Below are 13,346 nucleotides of genomic sequence, written 5' to 3'. Positions count from 1 at the left end.
TTAGTTCGTGCCCCGCCATCGTTGCGACGACGGCGGCTATCTATCCGTATCATCAGGAATACCATGAAAACCACCATGTCTCCCCTGGCATTGGCGCTGCTTGCCGCCTTTGCCTCCCACGTCCACGCAGATGAAGACGTCCCGCTGCATCAACTAGGCACGGTCACCGTCACCGGCAACCGCCCTACTTCACTGCCGACGCAGATCCCGACCACCATCGAAGGCATCACGCGCGAAGAAATCGAGCGCGATATCAACGCCACCGATGCCGAAGATGCGCTGAAATACCTGCCCAGCCTTCTGGTCCGCAAGCGCTATATCGGCGACTACAATCACGCCGTGCTGTCGACACGCGCTTCCGGCACCGGCAACAGCGCGCGCTCGATGGTGTATGCCGACGGCATCCTGCTGTCCAATTACCTCGGCAACGGCGCCACCTTCGCGCCGCGCTGGGGCATGGTCAGCCCGGAGGAAATCGAGCGTGTCGATGTGCTGTATGGCCCCTTCTCCGCAGCCTACGGCGGCAACTCGGTCGGCGCGGTAGTCGATTACGTCACGCGCATGCCGACCAGATTCGAGGCGCACGCCAAGCTGACGCTGACGCATCAGCCATTTAAACTCTACGGCACCAAGGACAATTACGATGGCAAGCAAGGCAGCTTCTCGCTTGGCGACCGCCAGGGGGCGTGGTCCTGGTGGCTGGCCCTGAGTCGCACCGACAGCGAAGGCCAGCCGCTGACCTTCCCGACGCGCGCGGTGTCCGCTGGCGCCATCGGCAACGCCGGCACGCCGGTCACCGGCGCCGTCGCCGGCCTGGATCGCACCAACACGCCATGGTATCTGTTCGGCACCGCCACGCAGTACCACACGACGCAGGATCAGTTGAAGGCCAAGCTGGCCTATGATTTTTCTCCGACCATGCGCGCCACCTATACCTTCGGGCTGTGGCGCAACGATTCGGAAGGTCGCCCATCCAGTTATCTGCGCGATGCGGCGGGCCAGCCGGTCTACAGTGGCGTCGTCAATGTCAATGGTCGCAGCTACACGCTGGCGCCGACCGATTTCAATCTGTCCAACGAAGACCTTCAGCACTATATGCATGGCCTGACGCTCAAGACCAACACCAAGGGCGTATTCGATTGGGAAGTCGCGGCCAGCCTGTATGACTACAACAAGGACCAGCTACGCGCAGCGACCGTCGCCATGCCAACCGCGTTGTCCGGCGGCGCCGGACGCCTGGTGAATCAGGGCGGCACTGGCTGGAATACCTTTGCCGCCAAGGGCGTATGGCGTCCGGACGTGGAGCACGTGGCGGAATTCGGCTATCAGCGCGAAGCCTACAAGTTAAGCAGCACCGAGTCGCCCACCACTGACTGGATCAACGGCGCGCCAAGTGGCGTTGCGACCTCTCGCTTTGCCGGCAAGACCGAAATCAATAGCCTGTACGCCCAGGACACCTGGAAGTTTTCGCCGCAGTGGAAGACGGTGCTGGGCGCGCGCTTCGAGCAATGGCATGCGCATGACGGCGTGACGGCCAATGCACTCAAAGCCGTGTCGCACGTCGAGCGTACCGAGAACTATGTGTCGCCCAAGGCCGCACTGGCGTACCAGGCCAGCGAAGACTGGGTGTTGAAAGCCTCGCTGGGCCGCGCGGTGCGCATGCCAACCGTGTCGGAGCTGTACCAGGGCGGCGTCAACGCGGCCGGCCAGCTGACCAACAACGATCCGAACCTGAAACCGGAAAAGTCCTGGACCACGGAACTGAGCGGAGAACGCAAGCTGGCCGCCGGCTACCTGCGCCTGACGGCGTTCGGCGAACGCACCACGGACGCGTTGTACTCGCAGACCAATGTGCTGGTCACGCCCAACGTCACCAATATCCAGAACGTGGACCTGATCCGCACCAAGGGCCTGGAAGTGTCGTATGGCGCCAACGATGTCGGCCTGCGCGGACTGGATCTGAGTTCCAGCCTGACGTGGACCGATTCGAAGATCATCCGCAACGACAAGGCCCCGAGCAGTGTGGGCAAATGGCAGCCGCGCATTCCTGAATGGCGCGCCACCGGCGTGGCCACCTACACCGTCAACGACAAGCTGTCGGCGACGCTGGCGGCGCGCTACAGCGGCAAGCAGTATTCGACGCTGGATAATTCGGATGTCAACGGCTTTGCCTATCAGGGCTCGAGCAAGTACTTCACCGCCGATGCGCGCGTGCGCTATCGCTTCAACGCGCAATGGAGCATGGCGGTGGGCGTCGACAATCTCAATAACTACCAGTACTGGAACTTCCATCCGTATCCGCAACGTACCTACGTCGCTGAACTGAAGTTCGATATCTAAGTCCAAGGGCGCCGCCGGAATTCCGGTGGCGCCTGGTGCACGCTTAAACATTCATATGATATACTTGTTTACGTCGTAACCTCATAAAGACGAAAACATCATGCTTAGCACCGAACACAAAGCCATCATCACCGCCACCGTCCCAATCCTGGAGGAAGGCGGCGAAGCGCTGACCCGCCATTTCTATAAATCGCTGTTTCGCGACTACCCGCACGTCAAGCCGCTGTTCAATCAGGCCAACCAGCACGAGGGCCATCAGCAGCGCGCGCTGGCCAACGCGGTGCTGATGTATGCGAAGAATATCGAGAAGCTGGAGAAGCTTGGTCCGCTGGTCGGCACCATCGTCAACAAGCACGTATCGCTGCAGATCCAGCCGGAGCACTACCCTATCGTCGGCGCCGCGCTGCTGAAGGCGATCCGCGAAGTGCTCGGGGACCAAGTGGCCACCGATGCGGTGATCGAAGCCTGGGGCGCGGCTTATGGCCAGCTGGCGGATATCCTGATCGGCGCCGAGGAAAAGGCCTATACGGAGAACGAGCAGGCCGAGGGCGGCTGGCGCGGCGCACGCGCCTTTAGTGTGATTTCCAAGACGATGGAAAGCGACGAGATCACTTCCTTCATATTGGCTCCGGTCGATGGCGGCAAGGTTGTACTGCACAAGCCTGGCCAGTATGTCGGCGTGCTGGTGGACGTGAACGGCGAAGAACAGCGGCGCCAGTATTCGCTGTCCGCCACGGCCAATGGCGCGAATTACCGCATCAGCGTCAAGCGCGCGCCTGGCGGCATGGTGTCCAACTTCCTGCACGATCATGTGCAAGTGGGCGACAGCGTCAATCTGTTCCCGCCATCGGGTGACTTTGTGCTGGCCGACAGCGACAAGCCGCTGGTGCTGATCAGCGGCGGCGTCGGCATCACACCTACGCTGGCGATGCTGACTGCGGCGCTGACCAGCAACCGTCCTATCCATTTCATCCACGCGGCGCGCCACGCCAGCGTCCATGCCTTCCGCGATCATATCGATGCGCTGGCGGCACAACATCCGCAGTTGCAGCGTTTTTACTGCTATGAATCCGTGGATACGCACTCGCCGCAGCCACACGCCACCGGGTATTTGAATCCGCGACAGTTGGCAGAGTGGCTGCCGGAGACGCGCGATCTGGATGCCTACTTCCTCGGCCCTACGCCGTTCATGAGGGCGATCAAGGCGCATCTGGCCGAATTGGGCGTGCCGCCGGCGCAGACTTATTACGAGTTCTTCGGCCCTGCGCAGGCGCTGGCTTGATGCGATTTTCAACTATGTAAAGCTGGTTTTCTTCGTGTACCCGGACGGGCGTGGATGTAATACTTTATGCATCCACTCCTCATATTGGGAACACATGAAGCGCAGAACTCTGTTGAAGCTGGCGGCCGGTAGTGCCGCCCTATCCGGCTTGTCTCCTGTATCGCTGGTTGTCGCCGCGCCACTGAAGGAGCTGCGGCTGGACTATGCCTATTATTCGCCTGTCAGCCTGGTGCTGCGGCGTTTCGGCTGGCTCGAAGAGGAGTTCAAGGCGGATGGCGTGCAGGTGCGCTGGGTGCTGAGCGCCGGCAGCAATCGCGCGCTTGAATATCTGAATGCGAACAGTATCGATATCGGCTCCTCGGCGGGCCTGGCTGCGTTGCTGGCCAAGGCGAATGGCAATCCGATCAAGACGCCGTATATCTTCTCACGTCCGGAGTGGACGGCGCTGGTGGTGCGCAAGGATTCGCCTATCCGCACCGTGGCGGATTTGAAGGGCAAGAAGGTGGCGGCTACCAAGGGAACCGATCCTTATCTGTTTCTGCTGCGTTCCTTGCAGACGGCGGGCTTGAAACGCGGCGATATCGAGCATGTGGGTTTGCAGCATGCGGATGGCCGTGCGGCGCTGGAGCAAGGCAAGGTGGATGCGTGGGCCGGCCTCGATCCTCACATGGCGGCCAGCGAGCTGGAAAGCGGCTCTAAACTGATTTATCGGAATGTCGCGTTCAATACCTATGGATTCCTGAACGTGCGCGAGGATTTTCTGGCGACGCGGCCGGCGGAGGTGGCGCGCGTGATCAAGGCCTATGAGCGCGCTCGGACCTGGGTGCGGGCGAATCCGAGCGAGGCGGCCAGGATCTTGTCTGAAGAGGCGAAGGTTTCGCTGCCGGTGGCGCTGTTGCAGGTAAAGCTGCGCAGTGATTTCAGTAATCCGCAGCCGGGTAGCGAGCATGTGAAGGCTTTGCAGGTGGCGGCGCCGATATTGAAGGAAGAGGCGCTGGTCAAGGCGGATACGGATTTGAACCGCGCCATCGCGGAGCTGGTCGATACCCGCTTCGCGCAGCCTTACATCACGCGGGCATAGGAGCGTAAAGCATGAGCAGCCAAGCGGCCGCGCAATCGCCAGGCATTCTGCCCGCAGCACAACGCCCGGCGTCCGAGAATGTGCCTGCGCAAACTGCTGCCGTCGTCGCGCCATCAGTGTCGGCGGGCGCATCATCGCCTGCGGTTGCGGTGGGCTCAACATCGGCCGGGCGCGGCCCTTCGGCGCTCGGGGCTTCGGGACAGCGCGTGCGACGGACTTTGCTTGGTTTGCTGTTGCCGGTGACTACACTGGTGGCTATCGAACTTTCTGTTCGCGGCGGGCTGATTCCGGCCAATATGCTGCCGGCGCCGTCGCAAATCGTTGAGACGCTGCGCGATCTCGGTGCGCAGGGACTGCTCGGCCATATCGTCGCCAGCACGTTGCGCGTGTTCGCTGGCTTCGTGGCCGGTGCGTTGCTGGCGGTCCTGCTGGGCGCCGCTGTTGGACTGAGCCGCCACGCGGAAGCGATTCTCGATCCGACCTTCCAGGCACTGCGCGCGATTCCGTCGCTGGCATGGGTGCCGCTGCTACTGCTATGGCTTGGTATTGATGAAGCGCCGAAGATCGTCCTGATCGCCATCGGCGCCTTCTTCCCGGTCTATATGGGCGTGGCTTCCGGTATACGCGGCGCGGACCGCAAACTGATCGAAGTCGCCCGGCTATACCAGCTCTCGAACATCGCCCTCACCCGCCGCGTGCTGCTGCCAGCCGCGCTGCCGGCGATCCTCACCGGCCTGCGCAACGGCCTCAGTCTGGCCTGGATGTTCATGGTGGCCGCCGAACTGATCGCCGCCAGCAAAGGCCTCGGCTACCTGCTGTCGGACGGCCGCGAAACCAGCCGCGCCGACATCGTCCTCGCGGCCATCGCCCTGCTGGCCATCCTCGGCAAAATCAGCGACAGCCTGATGGCTGTCATAGAAAAGCGCAGCCTTGCATGGCGCGACAGCTACGCATGACCATCGCCCTCGACATCCACATCAACGAAAAGCGCTACGGCGCACGCACCGTGCTGCGCGACGTCAGCCTGCAACTGCAGGAAGGCGAAGTGGTCGGCCTGATCGGCGCCAGCGGTTGCGGCAAAAGCAGTTTGCTCTCCATCGCCTCGGGCCTGGACCGCGATTTCGACGGCGAGATTAAACTGGACCGCAAACCGCTGCACGGCGTCAGCCGCGACATAGGCTTTATTTTCCAGGAGCCGCGCCTGTTCCCGTGGTTGACCGTGTCAGAAAACGTCGCCTTCGACAGCAACAACGCGCCGTCATCGCAACGGCTGGTCACGCGTCTGCTGGCCGAAGTGGGCCTGCAAGACCACGCCCAAGCGCTGCCGAAACAACTGTCCGGCGGCCAGGCGCAACGCGCCGCCATCGCGCGCGGCCTGTTCACGCAACCGCGCGTGCTGCTGCTCGACGAACCGTTTTCCGCCGTCGATGCCTTCACGCGCATGAAACTGCAAGACCTGCTGTTGAAGGTCGCCTACCAGCACAAGCTCACCGTGCTGCTGGTCACGCACGACATCGACGAGGCGCTCTACCTGAGCGACCGCATCGTCCTGCTGGACGGCGGTCTGACCGAATTCCATCCCGGCCCTGCGCCACGCAAACGCGGCGACATCGATGGCGCCAAACTGAAGGCCGCCATTCTCGACAGCCTTCACGTCTGATCCATCAGAACTTGGCGCGCACACCGAACACCACATTACGGCCTGGTAGCGGCGAGATGTCCTTCAATACCGACGTCGATACGCGGATCTCATCGTTGGTCAGGTTTTTACCAAGCAGGAACCAGGTCAGGTCGTAGCCGTCGACCTTCTGCGTGTACGACAGATTGGCGTTGACCTGGTTGTAGCTTGGCGTATCGCTGGTTTCAAACGACGCCAGTCGATCCTGCGACTGCGCGTGTACCAGCGACAAACCGGCGCGCCATGCGCCCATCTTGTACGCGGCGCTGACGCCGATGCGGTTGGCCGGTTGCAGCGGCAGGCTGCCGCCGCGATCCAGTTTGCCGTGCGAGGTGTCGCCGAACAGACGGCCAGACCAGCCGGCGCCGGTCGGGTTGTATTCCAGCTCGGCTTCCACGCCCTGGATGGTGGCGTCGGCCTGCTCGAAGATACGCTCGCGCAGTTCGCTGCCCGGATTGCCTTCCGCGTCCACCAGGTTGCCGGTGACGTGGCCGTAGATGAAATCACTGACCTTGTTGCGGAACACGTTGGCCTTCCAGCGCACCAGGCCCGTGGTCTTCTGCACATTCAGCTCGACATTGCGCGAGGTCTCCTTCTTGAAATCGGCATCGCCGATGTCGAAGGTAACGGTAGCGTCGTGCGGACCGGCCGAATACAACTCCTCGGTCGACGGCGCGCGCTGCGCATACGACAGCGTTGCGCCGACAGCGTAACCTGGAACGAACGGCCACATGGCGCCGACCGAGCCCGATTGCAGGTTGAACGAGCGGTTCACGCCCGTCACCGGCTCGCGCTTGACGCGCTCCACGCGGCCGCCGGCATTGAACTTGACCGGACCGAGGTCGGTTTCTTCCACCAGGAAGGCGGCATTCGAGGTCGAATGCGTGACCGGCACCGTGTCCGGGCCGCCCTCCGCGCTCAGTGCGGAGAAGTTGGTGTTCTCGGTCTGCACGCCAAAGGTGCCGCGCCAGCCGGCCAACGGCTTGTGCGTCAGCTCGAAGCGCGTTTCGGTCGAGTGGTTCTTGAACAGCACTTCCGGTGCGCCGTCTTCGCCGATTTCGGCGTGCTTGTAATCGGTGTAGCCGGCCTTGAACTTGAAGGTCTCAAAGCCTTCAAACGGCGCTTTCACCAGGCTGTCGATATCGTAGCGGGTCTGCTTCTGATCGATTTTCGAACCTTCGTCGCTTGGAATGCCGTAGACGTTGGACAGGCGCGAGACCGAAGCGCCGATGAAGCCCCAGCTATCCACCCACGAACCGCCAATGCCGCCGGTGCGCTCGCGCGTGTCGGAATGCGGCAGGCGGCCGGACGCTGAATCAGGATCGCCCAGCACGCGGTTGCCGGGAATCTTGTAGTCATCCGCATTGCGGAAATTACCGTCGATATGCCAGGCCATCTTGTCGACCGAGCCGTCGATGGTGCCGGACAGATTGCGGCCGCTGTCGACCGTGCTGGCGCGTGCTTCCATCTGGCCGGTCAGTTTCGGCTCCAGCGCGGTGGGAATGCGTTCATTGACCACATTGACCAGGCCACCGATGGCGCCCGAGCCGTACAGCAGTGCCGCCGGGCCGCGCAGGATTTCGATCTGCTGCGCCACCGCGCCCTCCGCCGCCACCGCGTGGTCGTTGGACAGGCCGGAGACGTCGGAGACGGCCATGCCGTTTTCCAGCATCTTGACGCGCGCACCTTCCAGGCCGCGAATGATGGGACGCGAAGCGCCGGCGCCGAACGCCGATGCGGATACGCCCAGTTCCTGCGACAGCGTTTCGCCCAGCGAGCTGCCGGCCTTGTCGCGCAATTCGTCGCCGGCCAGCACCTTGGCCGGAGCCAAGATCTGGTCATTGGCGGTTTTGCCGAACGGATTGGCGGTGACTACCACCTGCGGCACAACAGGTTCGCCGGCCTGGCCAAGAGCCAGCGTGGAATAGGCGGACAGGATCGCGCCGGCCAGCAGCGTGCGTTGAATCTTCATGTAAAACCTCTAGCAATGTAAGTGACAGCCGCGCGAACGCGCATGACAACGCGAGGCAAAGCCTTGCGGCCCGCAGCGGCAAAAAATCTCAATATTCAGAATGGATTTCGGGTGTCAGGCCAGAGGAGGTGCGCGCGACTGGAAAACGCAGGTGGTGCGTTCGCAAGCCGGCAGCGTGGTCGGCACGGTGACTGGGCCGGTGCTGAGGGTGGAGATAGCGAGCGTCAGCGGCGAACTGGTGATGGCCGCGGCCATCTGCGCCACCGACACGCATTCCGCGCAGACCTTGTGGACGGCCACGCGCTTGCGATGCTCGGCGTGGTCTTCTTCGGTCAGCTGGATGTTTTGCGGCTGCTCGATGCCGCTCCAGTGCGAATAAACGTGCGTTACCCCGACCTGCTGCGTCAGGAGCAGCAGGAGCGCGAGGAACACATGTGTGAAGGAGCGGCGAATCATGGGCGGTATTCTAACCGCAATACGGGGCGTGTTACCATACCAGGATGCACACAGATATCGCCGAATCCCAGATCCGAGCCACCGGCGCCCGCGTCACCCGCCAGCGCGTGCTGGTTCTCGACTTTTTGCTGGGCCAGAATAAATCGCTGACCCATCACGAAATCCAGGCCCGTCTTGCCAGGACCGCGCACGAAGCGCTGGACTCCGTTACGCTCTACCGCGTGCTGGAATGGCTGACCGAAAATGAACTGATCCACCGCATTGCCGGCGCCGACCAGGTGTGGCGCTTCAGCGCTGGCGCCGGCCACCACGCGCACGAGCACGCGCACTTCCAGTGCACCAAGTGCGAACAGGTGACCTGCGTCACCGAAGTGGCGCTGCCGCGCAAGATCAAGCTGCCGGACGGCTTCCAGACGCAGGAAATCGACTTCCTCATCAAGGGCACCTGCCCGAACTGCTCGCGTAAAAACTGAGAAATTAATTAACGCAAGCTAGTTGCGTTTGTATTTGAATCAGCTTAATATGCAACTCGATTGCATTTATTAAGCGAGATTCAGCATGTCCAATCCAGACCCACGCCTGCCCGTCACCGTCCTTTCCGGCTTCCTTGGCGCCGGCAAAACCACCCTGCTCAACCACATCCTGGCCAACCGCGACGGCCTGCGCGTGGCCGTCATCGTCAACGACATGAGCGAAGTAAATATCGACGCCAGCCTGCTGCGCGACGGCAGCGAGAGCGCCGGCGCCGCCCTGTCGCGCACCGAAGAACGCATGGTCGAAATGAGCAACGGCTGCATCTGCTGCACGCTGCGCGAAGACCTGCTGCTGGAAGTGCGCAAGCTGGCCGCCGAAGGACGCTTCGATTATCTGTTGATCGAGTCGACCGGCGTCGGCGAACCGATGCCGGTCGCAGCCACCTTCGACTTCGAGGATGAACACGGCCGTTCGCTGAACCAGGTGGCGCGCATCGACACCATGGTCACCGTGGTCGACGCCCTCAACCTGCTGGCCGACTACAACAGCACCGACTTCCTGGCCCAGCGCGGCGAAACCGCCGGCGAAGGCGACGACCGCACGCTGGCCAGCCTGCTGTGCGAGCAGATCGAATTTGCCGACGTGGTCGTAGTGAGCAAGACCGACCTGGTGTCGATGGAGCATCTGGGCGAAGTACGTGCGGTAATCAAGGCACTGAATCCCGGCGCCGTCATCACCTACGCCGAGCGTGGCCAGGTGCCGCTGCATAAAATTCTCGGCACCGGCAAGTTCGATCTGGAGAAAGCCAGCGAAATGGCCGGCTGGGCGCGCGAACTGGCCGGCGAGCACACGCCGGAAACCGAGGAATACGGCATCTCCAGCTTCGTGCTGCGCGAGGAGCGCGCCATTCATCCGCAGCGCTTCAACCACTTTCTCGATCAAGCCTTCCCTGGCCTGCTGCGCGCCAAGGGCTATTTGTGGCTGGCCACGCGGCCGGAATGGGCGGTGGCGTATTCGCGCGCCGGCCGCATCGCCTCGGTGGAACCGGTCGGCCGCTGGGCCGAGCCATACGATGAGCGCTTCAACGAGGTGGTGTTCATCGGCCAGAACCTGGACCGCGCGGCGATCGAAGAAGCGTTCTCCTACTGCGTGCTGACCGACGCCGAGCAGGCGGCCGGCGAAGCCGCGTGGCAGCGCTATGCGGACCCGTTCCCTGAATGGGTTATCGAGTGATGATATGATGCGCGTCCATGAAAAAGACCATCATCACTCTTATCAGCGCGCTCGCATTGGGCGCCTGCGCGCAGCTTCCTGTCCAGCAGCCGAACACAGTTTCCAGCCTGCGCTTCATCGGGGAGCAGCGCCTGCCCTATCGCATGCAATTCCAGGGCACCATGGTCGGCGGCCTGTCCGGCATCGACTACGACGCCGCCAACGATGAATGGGTGATGATCAGCGACGACCGCTCGCAGCACAATCCGGCGCGCTACTACCGCGCCAGGCTGGCGTTCGACGAACACGCGTTCCAGCCGGTACAGCTGACCGGCGTGACCATGCTGCTGCAACCGGACGGCAGCGTTTATCCGCCGAAGGAAGGCTACAAGGCCGGCCATGGCGTGGTGCCGGATCTGGAAACCATGCGTGTCGATCCGCGCGACGCCAGCATCTGGTATGCCAGCGAGGGCGACGTCAAGCTGGGCCTTGATCCGTTTGTGCGCCACGCCACGCGCGATGGCCGTTTCATTTCCGAGCTGCCGCTGCCGCCGCTTTTCACGGTGTCGAAGGAACGCAAGTCCGGGCCGCGCGACAACCAGGCATTCGAAGGGTTGAGCTTTGCGCCGGATGGCCGCACGCTCTGGGTATCGCTGGAAGGCCCGATGTACCAGGATGGACCGGAGCCTGATCCTGCGCATGGCGCAATCAACCGCATCACCCACTTCACGCGGGACGGCAAGGTGCTGGGCCAATACGCGTATCCGCTGGACGCGATTCCAGCCACGCCGGGCAAAGGCAAGGCGGCAGATAACGGCATCTCGGAGATGCTGTCGCTCAGCGAGACGCGCCTGCTGACGCTGGAGCGATCCGGCGTGCAGGCCGATGACGACAGCTACAGGACCTATGTGCGCATTTACGAAGTCGACGCCGCCGGCGCCAGCGACATCCAGAACCTGCCGACGCTGAAAGGCGCGCAGTTCACGCAAATGAAAAAGCGCCTGGTGCTGGATCTGGCCAGCGTCGGCCTGCCGATCATCGACAACCTGGAAGGCATCGCCTTCGGCCCGCGCCTAGCCAACGGCCACGCCAGCCTGATGCTGATCTCGGACGACAACTTCAGCAAGTCCCAGGTGACCCAGTTCCTGCTGTTCGAAGTGATCCCCTGAGATGACCGGCGGCGACTCGCAGTTATCGCAGCGGCAGCATTTCTCGAAGCCGGGCACCGGGTCGCCGAAGTAATCCAGCAGCAGCTTCCAGCGGCAAAAACCGCTCTGCGCATAGTTGATCATGCGTTCCAGTTTTTCGCGGTCGAGTTCATGCTTCTCGTCCGGCGCCTTGCTCTTCATGAGGAAGAATTTCTGCAGCCGCGTGTCGTCGTGGTAGTACAGCAGCGTGCATTCGGCATCCTCGCCATCGCGGCCGGCGCGGCCGGATTCCTGATAGTAGGCTTCCAGATTGCCCGGCACTTGCAGGTGAATGACGAAGCGCGTATCGGTCTTGTCGATGCCCATGCCGAAGGCGTTGGTCGCCACCATCACGCGGCGCTCGCCGTTCATGAACAGGTTCTGGTTCTCGCTGCGCTCCGCCGCCTTCAGGCGGCCATGGTATAGCGTGACGCTTTCGCCAGCCTCCGCCAGCAAGGCATGGGTCTCCTTCACCGCCTTGACGGTGGCGGCGTAGATGATGCCGACGCCGCGCGTGTTGCGCACCAGCTCCAGCAGCACATCGTTCTTTTCATCGGGATTGGTCACCTGGCGCACGCGGTACTGCAGGTTGGGCCGGTAGATCCCCGTGTTCACCACGCGCATGCGCGGCCGCGCCAGCTGCGCGCGGATATCGGCGATCACGTCGTCGGTGGCGGTGGCGGTCAAGGCCAGCACCTGCGGCTTGCCCAGCGCTTCCAGCGCGGCGCCGATTGCCAGGAAGGCGGGACGGAAGTCGTGCCCCCATTGCGAAATGCAGTGGGCCTCGTCGATGACCACCAGCGCGATCTCCTGCTGTTGCAGCAGCGCCTGGAATTCGGCCGTGGCCAGCCGCTCCGGCGTGCAGAACACCACGTCCTTGCCGGCGTTTTCAATCGCCTCCAGCGCTTCCAGTTCGTCGGCGCGCGACAGGCTGCTGTTGACCTGCGTGGCGCTGGCGATGCCGCCCTCCTCCAGCCGCTCGGCCTGGTCCTTCATCAGCGAAATCAGGGGCGAGACAACCAGCGTCATCCCCTTCATCAGCTGCGCGGGCAGCTGGTAGCACAGCGATTTGCCGCTGCCGGTCGGCATCACCGCCAGCGTGTCGCGGCCAGCCAGGACGCTGTCGATGACGCGGCGCTGGCCGTCGCGCAGCGCGTCGATGCCGAAGACCTTGCGCAGCAGCCGGTCCACCTGTTTGTCGAGTTGTGTAGTCATGCTGCCAACGTAGCAAGAAACACAGTGCCCGTATGTGCGGCAGCACACGGCGCTGGCCGAGGGGTGGGCGGATCTGTCATACTACTGCTTTTAGTGGCTATCCCAAAAAACGATGGACCCGAGACGAGAGCATGTCAGGCGCCTGCTGCAGGTGGACGCCTACATCACTGACCCCCATGGCAAGACCACGACGCCGACGCAGATCATCGATATCTCGCGCATGGGCGTCGCCTTCGTCAGCGACCATGCCATGCCCACTGATGAACAATTGCTACTGAATTTCTGCTTCCCCGGCAGCTCGATCCGCAACGAGATCACGCTGACGGTAGTCCATAGCAGCACCGTAGGCACGCATGGGCGCTTCCGCAACGGCGCCCGCTTCATCGCCATCTCCGAGGCCTGCGCCGACCGCATCGTCGACTACGTCACCACCGCGCCGGCCTGACGCC

12 protein-coding genes are annotated in these 13,346 nt (G+C 62.7%); 9 read left to right on the top strand and 3 right to left on the bottom strand.

The features are described 5' to 3' along the window. Positions 1 to 63 precede the first annotated feature (63 nt). The 5 genes from GJ695_RS00210 (at position 64) to GJ695_RS00190 (ending at position 6,363) form a co-directional block, all read left to right on the top strand. Complete coding sequence (locus tag GJ695_RS00210) at positions 64 to 2,340, top strand: TonB-dependent receptor (RefSeq protein WP_154361627.1); 2,277 nt, start codon at positions 64 to 66, stop codon at positions 2,338 to 2,340. A 100-nt stretch (positions 2,341 to 2,440) separates the two neighbouring features. Beyond that, positions 2,441 to 3,622, top strand: a complete 1,182-nt coding sequence (hmpA, locus tag GJ695_RS00205; protein ID WP_154361626.1) for an NO-inducible flavohemoprotein — start codon at positions 2,441 to 2,443, stop codon at positions 3,620 to 3,622. A gap of 94 nt (positions 3,623 to 3,716) precedes the next feature. After that, a complete protein-coding gene (locus GJ695_RS00200) occupies positions 3,717 to 4,703 on the top strand; it encodes an aliphatic sulfonate ABC transporter substrate-binding protein (protein ID WP_154361625.1) in 987 nt (328 codons plus the stop codon). Between the two features lie 11 nt (positions 4,704 to 4,714). Then, positions 4,715 to 5,659 (top strand): ABC transporter permease, encoded by a 945-nt coding sequence (locus GJ695_RS00195; RefSeq protein ID WP_154361624.1) that lies wholly within the window; start codon positions 4,715 to 4,717, stop codon positions 5,657 to 5,659. After that, positions 5,638 to 6,363: an ABC transporter ATP-binding protein gene (locus GJ695_RS00190; protein WP_229260253.1), complete on the top strand. Its 726-nt coding sequence runs from the start codon at positions 5,638 to 5,640 to the stop codon at positions 6,361 to 6,363. The genes GJ695_RS00195 and GJ695_RS00190 overlap by 22 nt, the downstream gene beginning before the upstream one ends. Before the next feature lie 4 nt (positions 6,364 to 6,367). On the opposite strand, the gene GJ695_RS00185 is transcribed toward GJ695_RS00190, so the two are convergent. Together GJ695_RS00185 and GJ695_RS00180 are read right to left on the bottom strand one after the other, a co-directional pair. After that, complete coding sequence (locus GJ695_RS00185; protein WP_154361623.1) at positions 6,368 to 8,353, bottom strand: TonB-dependent receptor; 1,986 nt, start codon at positions 8,351 to 8,353, stop codon at positions 6,368 to 6,370. 114 nt (positions 8,354 to 8,467) lie between these two features. Next, the gene (locus tag GJ695_RS00180; protein WP_154361622.1) at positions 8,468 to 8,785 is read right to left on the bottom strand and encodes a hypothetical protein; all 318 of its coding nucleotides are present in this window, start codon (positions 8,783 to 8,785) and stop codon (positions 8,468 to 8,470) included. Between the two features lie 68 nt (positions 8,786 to 8,853). Here GJ695_RS00180 and GJ695_RS00175 point away from each other — a divergent pair, with 68 nt between their 5' ends. The 3 genes from GJ695_RS00175 to GJ695_RS00165 all read left to right on the top strand — a co-directional run bounded on the left by GJ695_RS00175 (position 8,854) and on the right by GJ695_RS00165 (position 11,664). Continuing rightward, entirely contained in the window at positions 8,854 to 9,282 is a 429-nt protein-coding gene (locus GJ695_RS00175; RefSeq protein WP_154361621.1) for a Fur family transcriptional regulator, read from the top strand. An 85-nt stretch (positions 9,283 to 9,367) separates the two neighbouring features. After that, entirely contained in the window at positions 9,368 to 10,516 is a 1,149-nt protein-coding gene (locus tag GJ695_RS00170) for a GTP-binding protein (protein ID WP_154361620.1), read from the top strand. A gap of 17 nt (positions 10,517 to 10,533) precedes the next feature. After that, a complete protein-coding gene (locus GJ695_RS00165; RefSeq protein ID WP_154361619.1) occupies positions 10,534 to 11,664 on the top strand; it encodes an esterase-like activity of phytase family protein in 1,131 nt (376 codons plus the stop codon). Here the strand turns inward: GJ695_RS00165 and GJ695_RS00160 are convergent. Then, complete coding sequence (locus GJ695_RS00160; protein WP_154361618.1) at positions 11,569 to 12,897, bottom strand: RecQ family ATP-dependent DNA helicase; 1,329 nt, start codon at positions 12,895 to 12,897, stop codon at positions 11,569 to 11,571. The two genes, GJ695_RS00165 and GJ695_RS00160, sit on opposite strands and share 96 nt — an antisense overlap. Positions 12,898 to 13,009: 112 nt before the next feature. On the opposite strand from GJ695_RS00160, the gene GJ695_RS00155 reads away from it, so the two are divergent. Further along, entirely contained in the window at positions 13,010 to 13,342 is a 333-nt protein-coding gene (locus GJ695_RS00155) for a PilZ domain-containing protein (protein WP_154361617.1), read from the top strand. Positions 13,343 to 13,346: the final 4 nt, after the last annotated feature.

It is taken from the genome of Duganella alba (assembly GCF_009674495.1).
GTDB lineage: Bacteria > Pseudomonadota > Gammaproteobacteria > Burkholderiales > Burkholderiaceae_D > Rugamonas > Rugamonas alba.
Note: the sequence above shows the minus strand (reverse complement) of the source record. Positions and strands in the feature narration are given on the sequence as shown.

Bases quoted from the DNA above. Each gene is read 5' to 3' on its own strand.
- GJ695_RS00210 (WP_154361627.1), top strand. From the start codon at position 64: ATGAAAACCACCATGTCTCCCCTGGCATTGGCGCTGCTTGCCGCCTTT.
- hmpA (WP_154361626.1), top strand. From the start codon at position 2,441: ATGCTTAGCACCGAACACAAAGCCATCATCACCGCCACCGTCCCAATC.
- GJ695_RS00200 (WP_154361625.1), top strand. From the start codon at position 3,717: ATGAAGCGCAGAACTCTGTTGAAGCTGGCGGCCGGTAGTGCCGCCCTA.
- GJ695_RS00195 (WP_154361624.1), top strand. From the start codon at position 4,715: ATGAGCAGCCAAGCGGCCGCGCAATCGCCAGGCATTCTGCCCGCAGCA.
- GJ695_RS00190 (WP_229260253.1), top strand. From the start codon at position 5,638: ATGGCGCGACAGCTACGCATGACCATCGCCCTCGACATCCACATCAAC.
- GJ695_RS00185 (WP_154361623.1), bottom strand. From the start codon at position 8,353: ATGAAGATTCAACGCACGCTGCTGGCCGGCGCGATCCTGTCCGCCTAT.
- GJ695_RS00175 (WP_154361621.1), top strand. From the start codon at position 8,854: ATGCACACAGATATCGCCGAATCCCAGATCCGAGCCACCGGCGCCCGC.
- GJ695_RS00170 (WP_154361620.1), top strand. From the start codon at position 9,368: ATGTCCAATCCAGACCCACGCCTGCCCGTCACCGTCCTTTCCGGCTTC.
- GJ695_RS00165 (WP_154361619.1), top strand. From the start codon at position 10,534: ATGAAAAAGACCATCATCACTCTTATCAGCGCGCTCGCATTGGGCGCC.
- GJ695_RS00160 (WP_154361618.1), bottom strand. From the start codon at position 12,897: ATGACTACACAACTCGACAAACAGGTGGACCGGCTGCTGCGCAAGGTC.
- GJ695_RS00155 (WP_154361617.1), top strand. From the start codon at position 13,010: ATGGACCCGAGACGAGAGCATGTCAGGCGCCTGCTGCAGGTGGACGCC.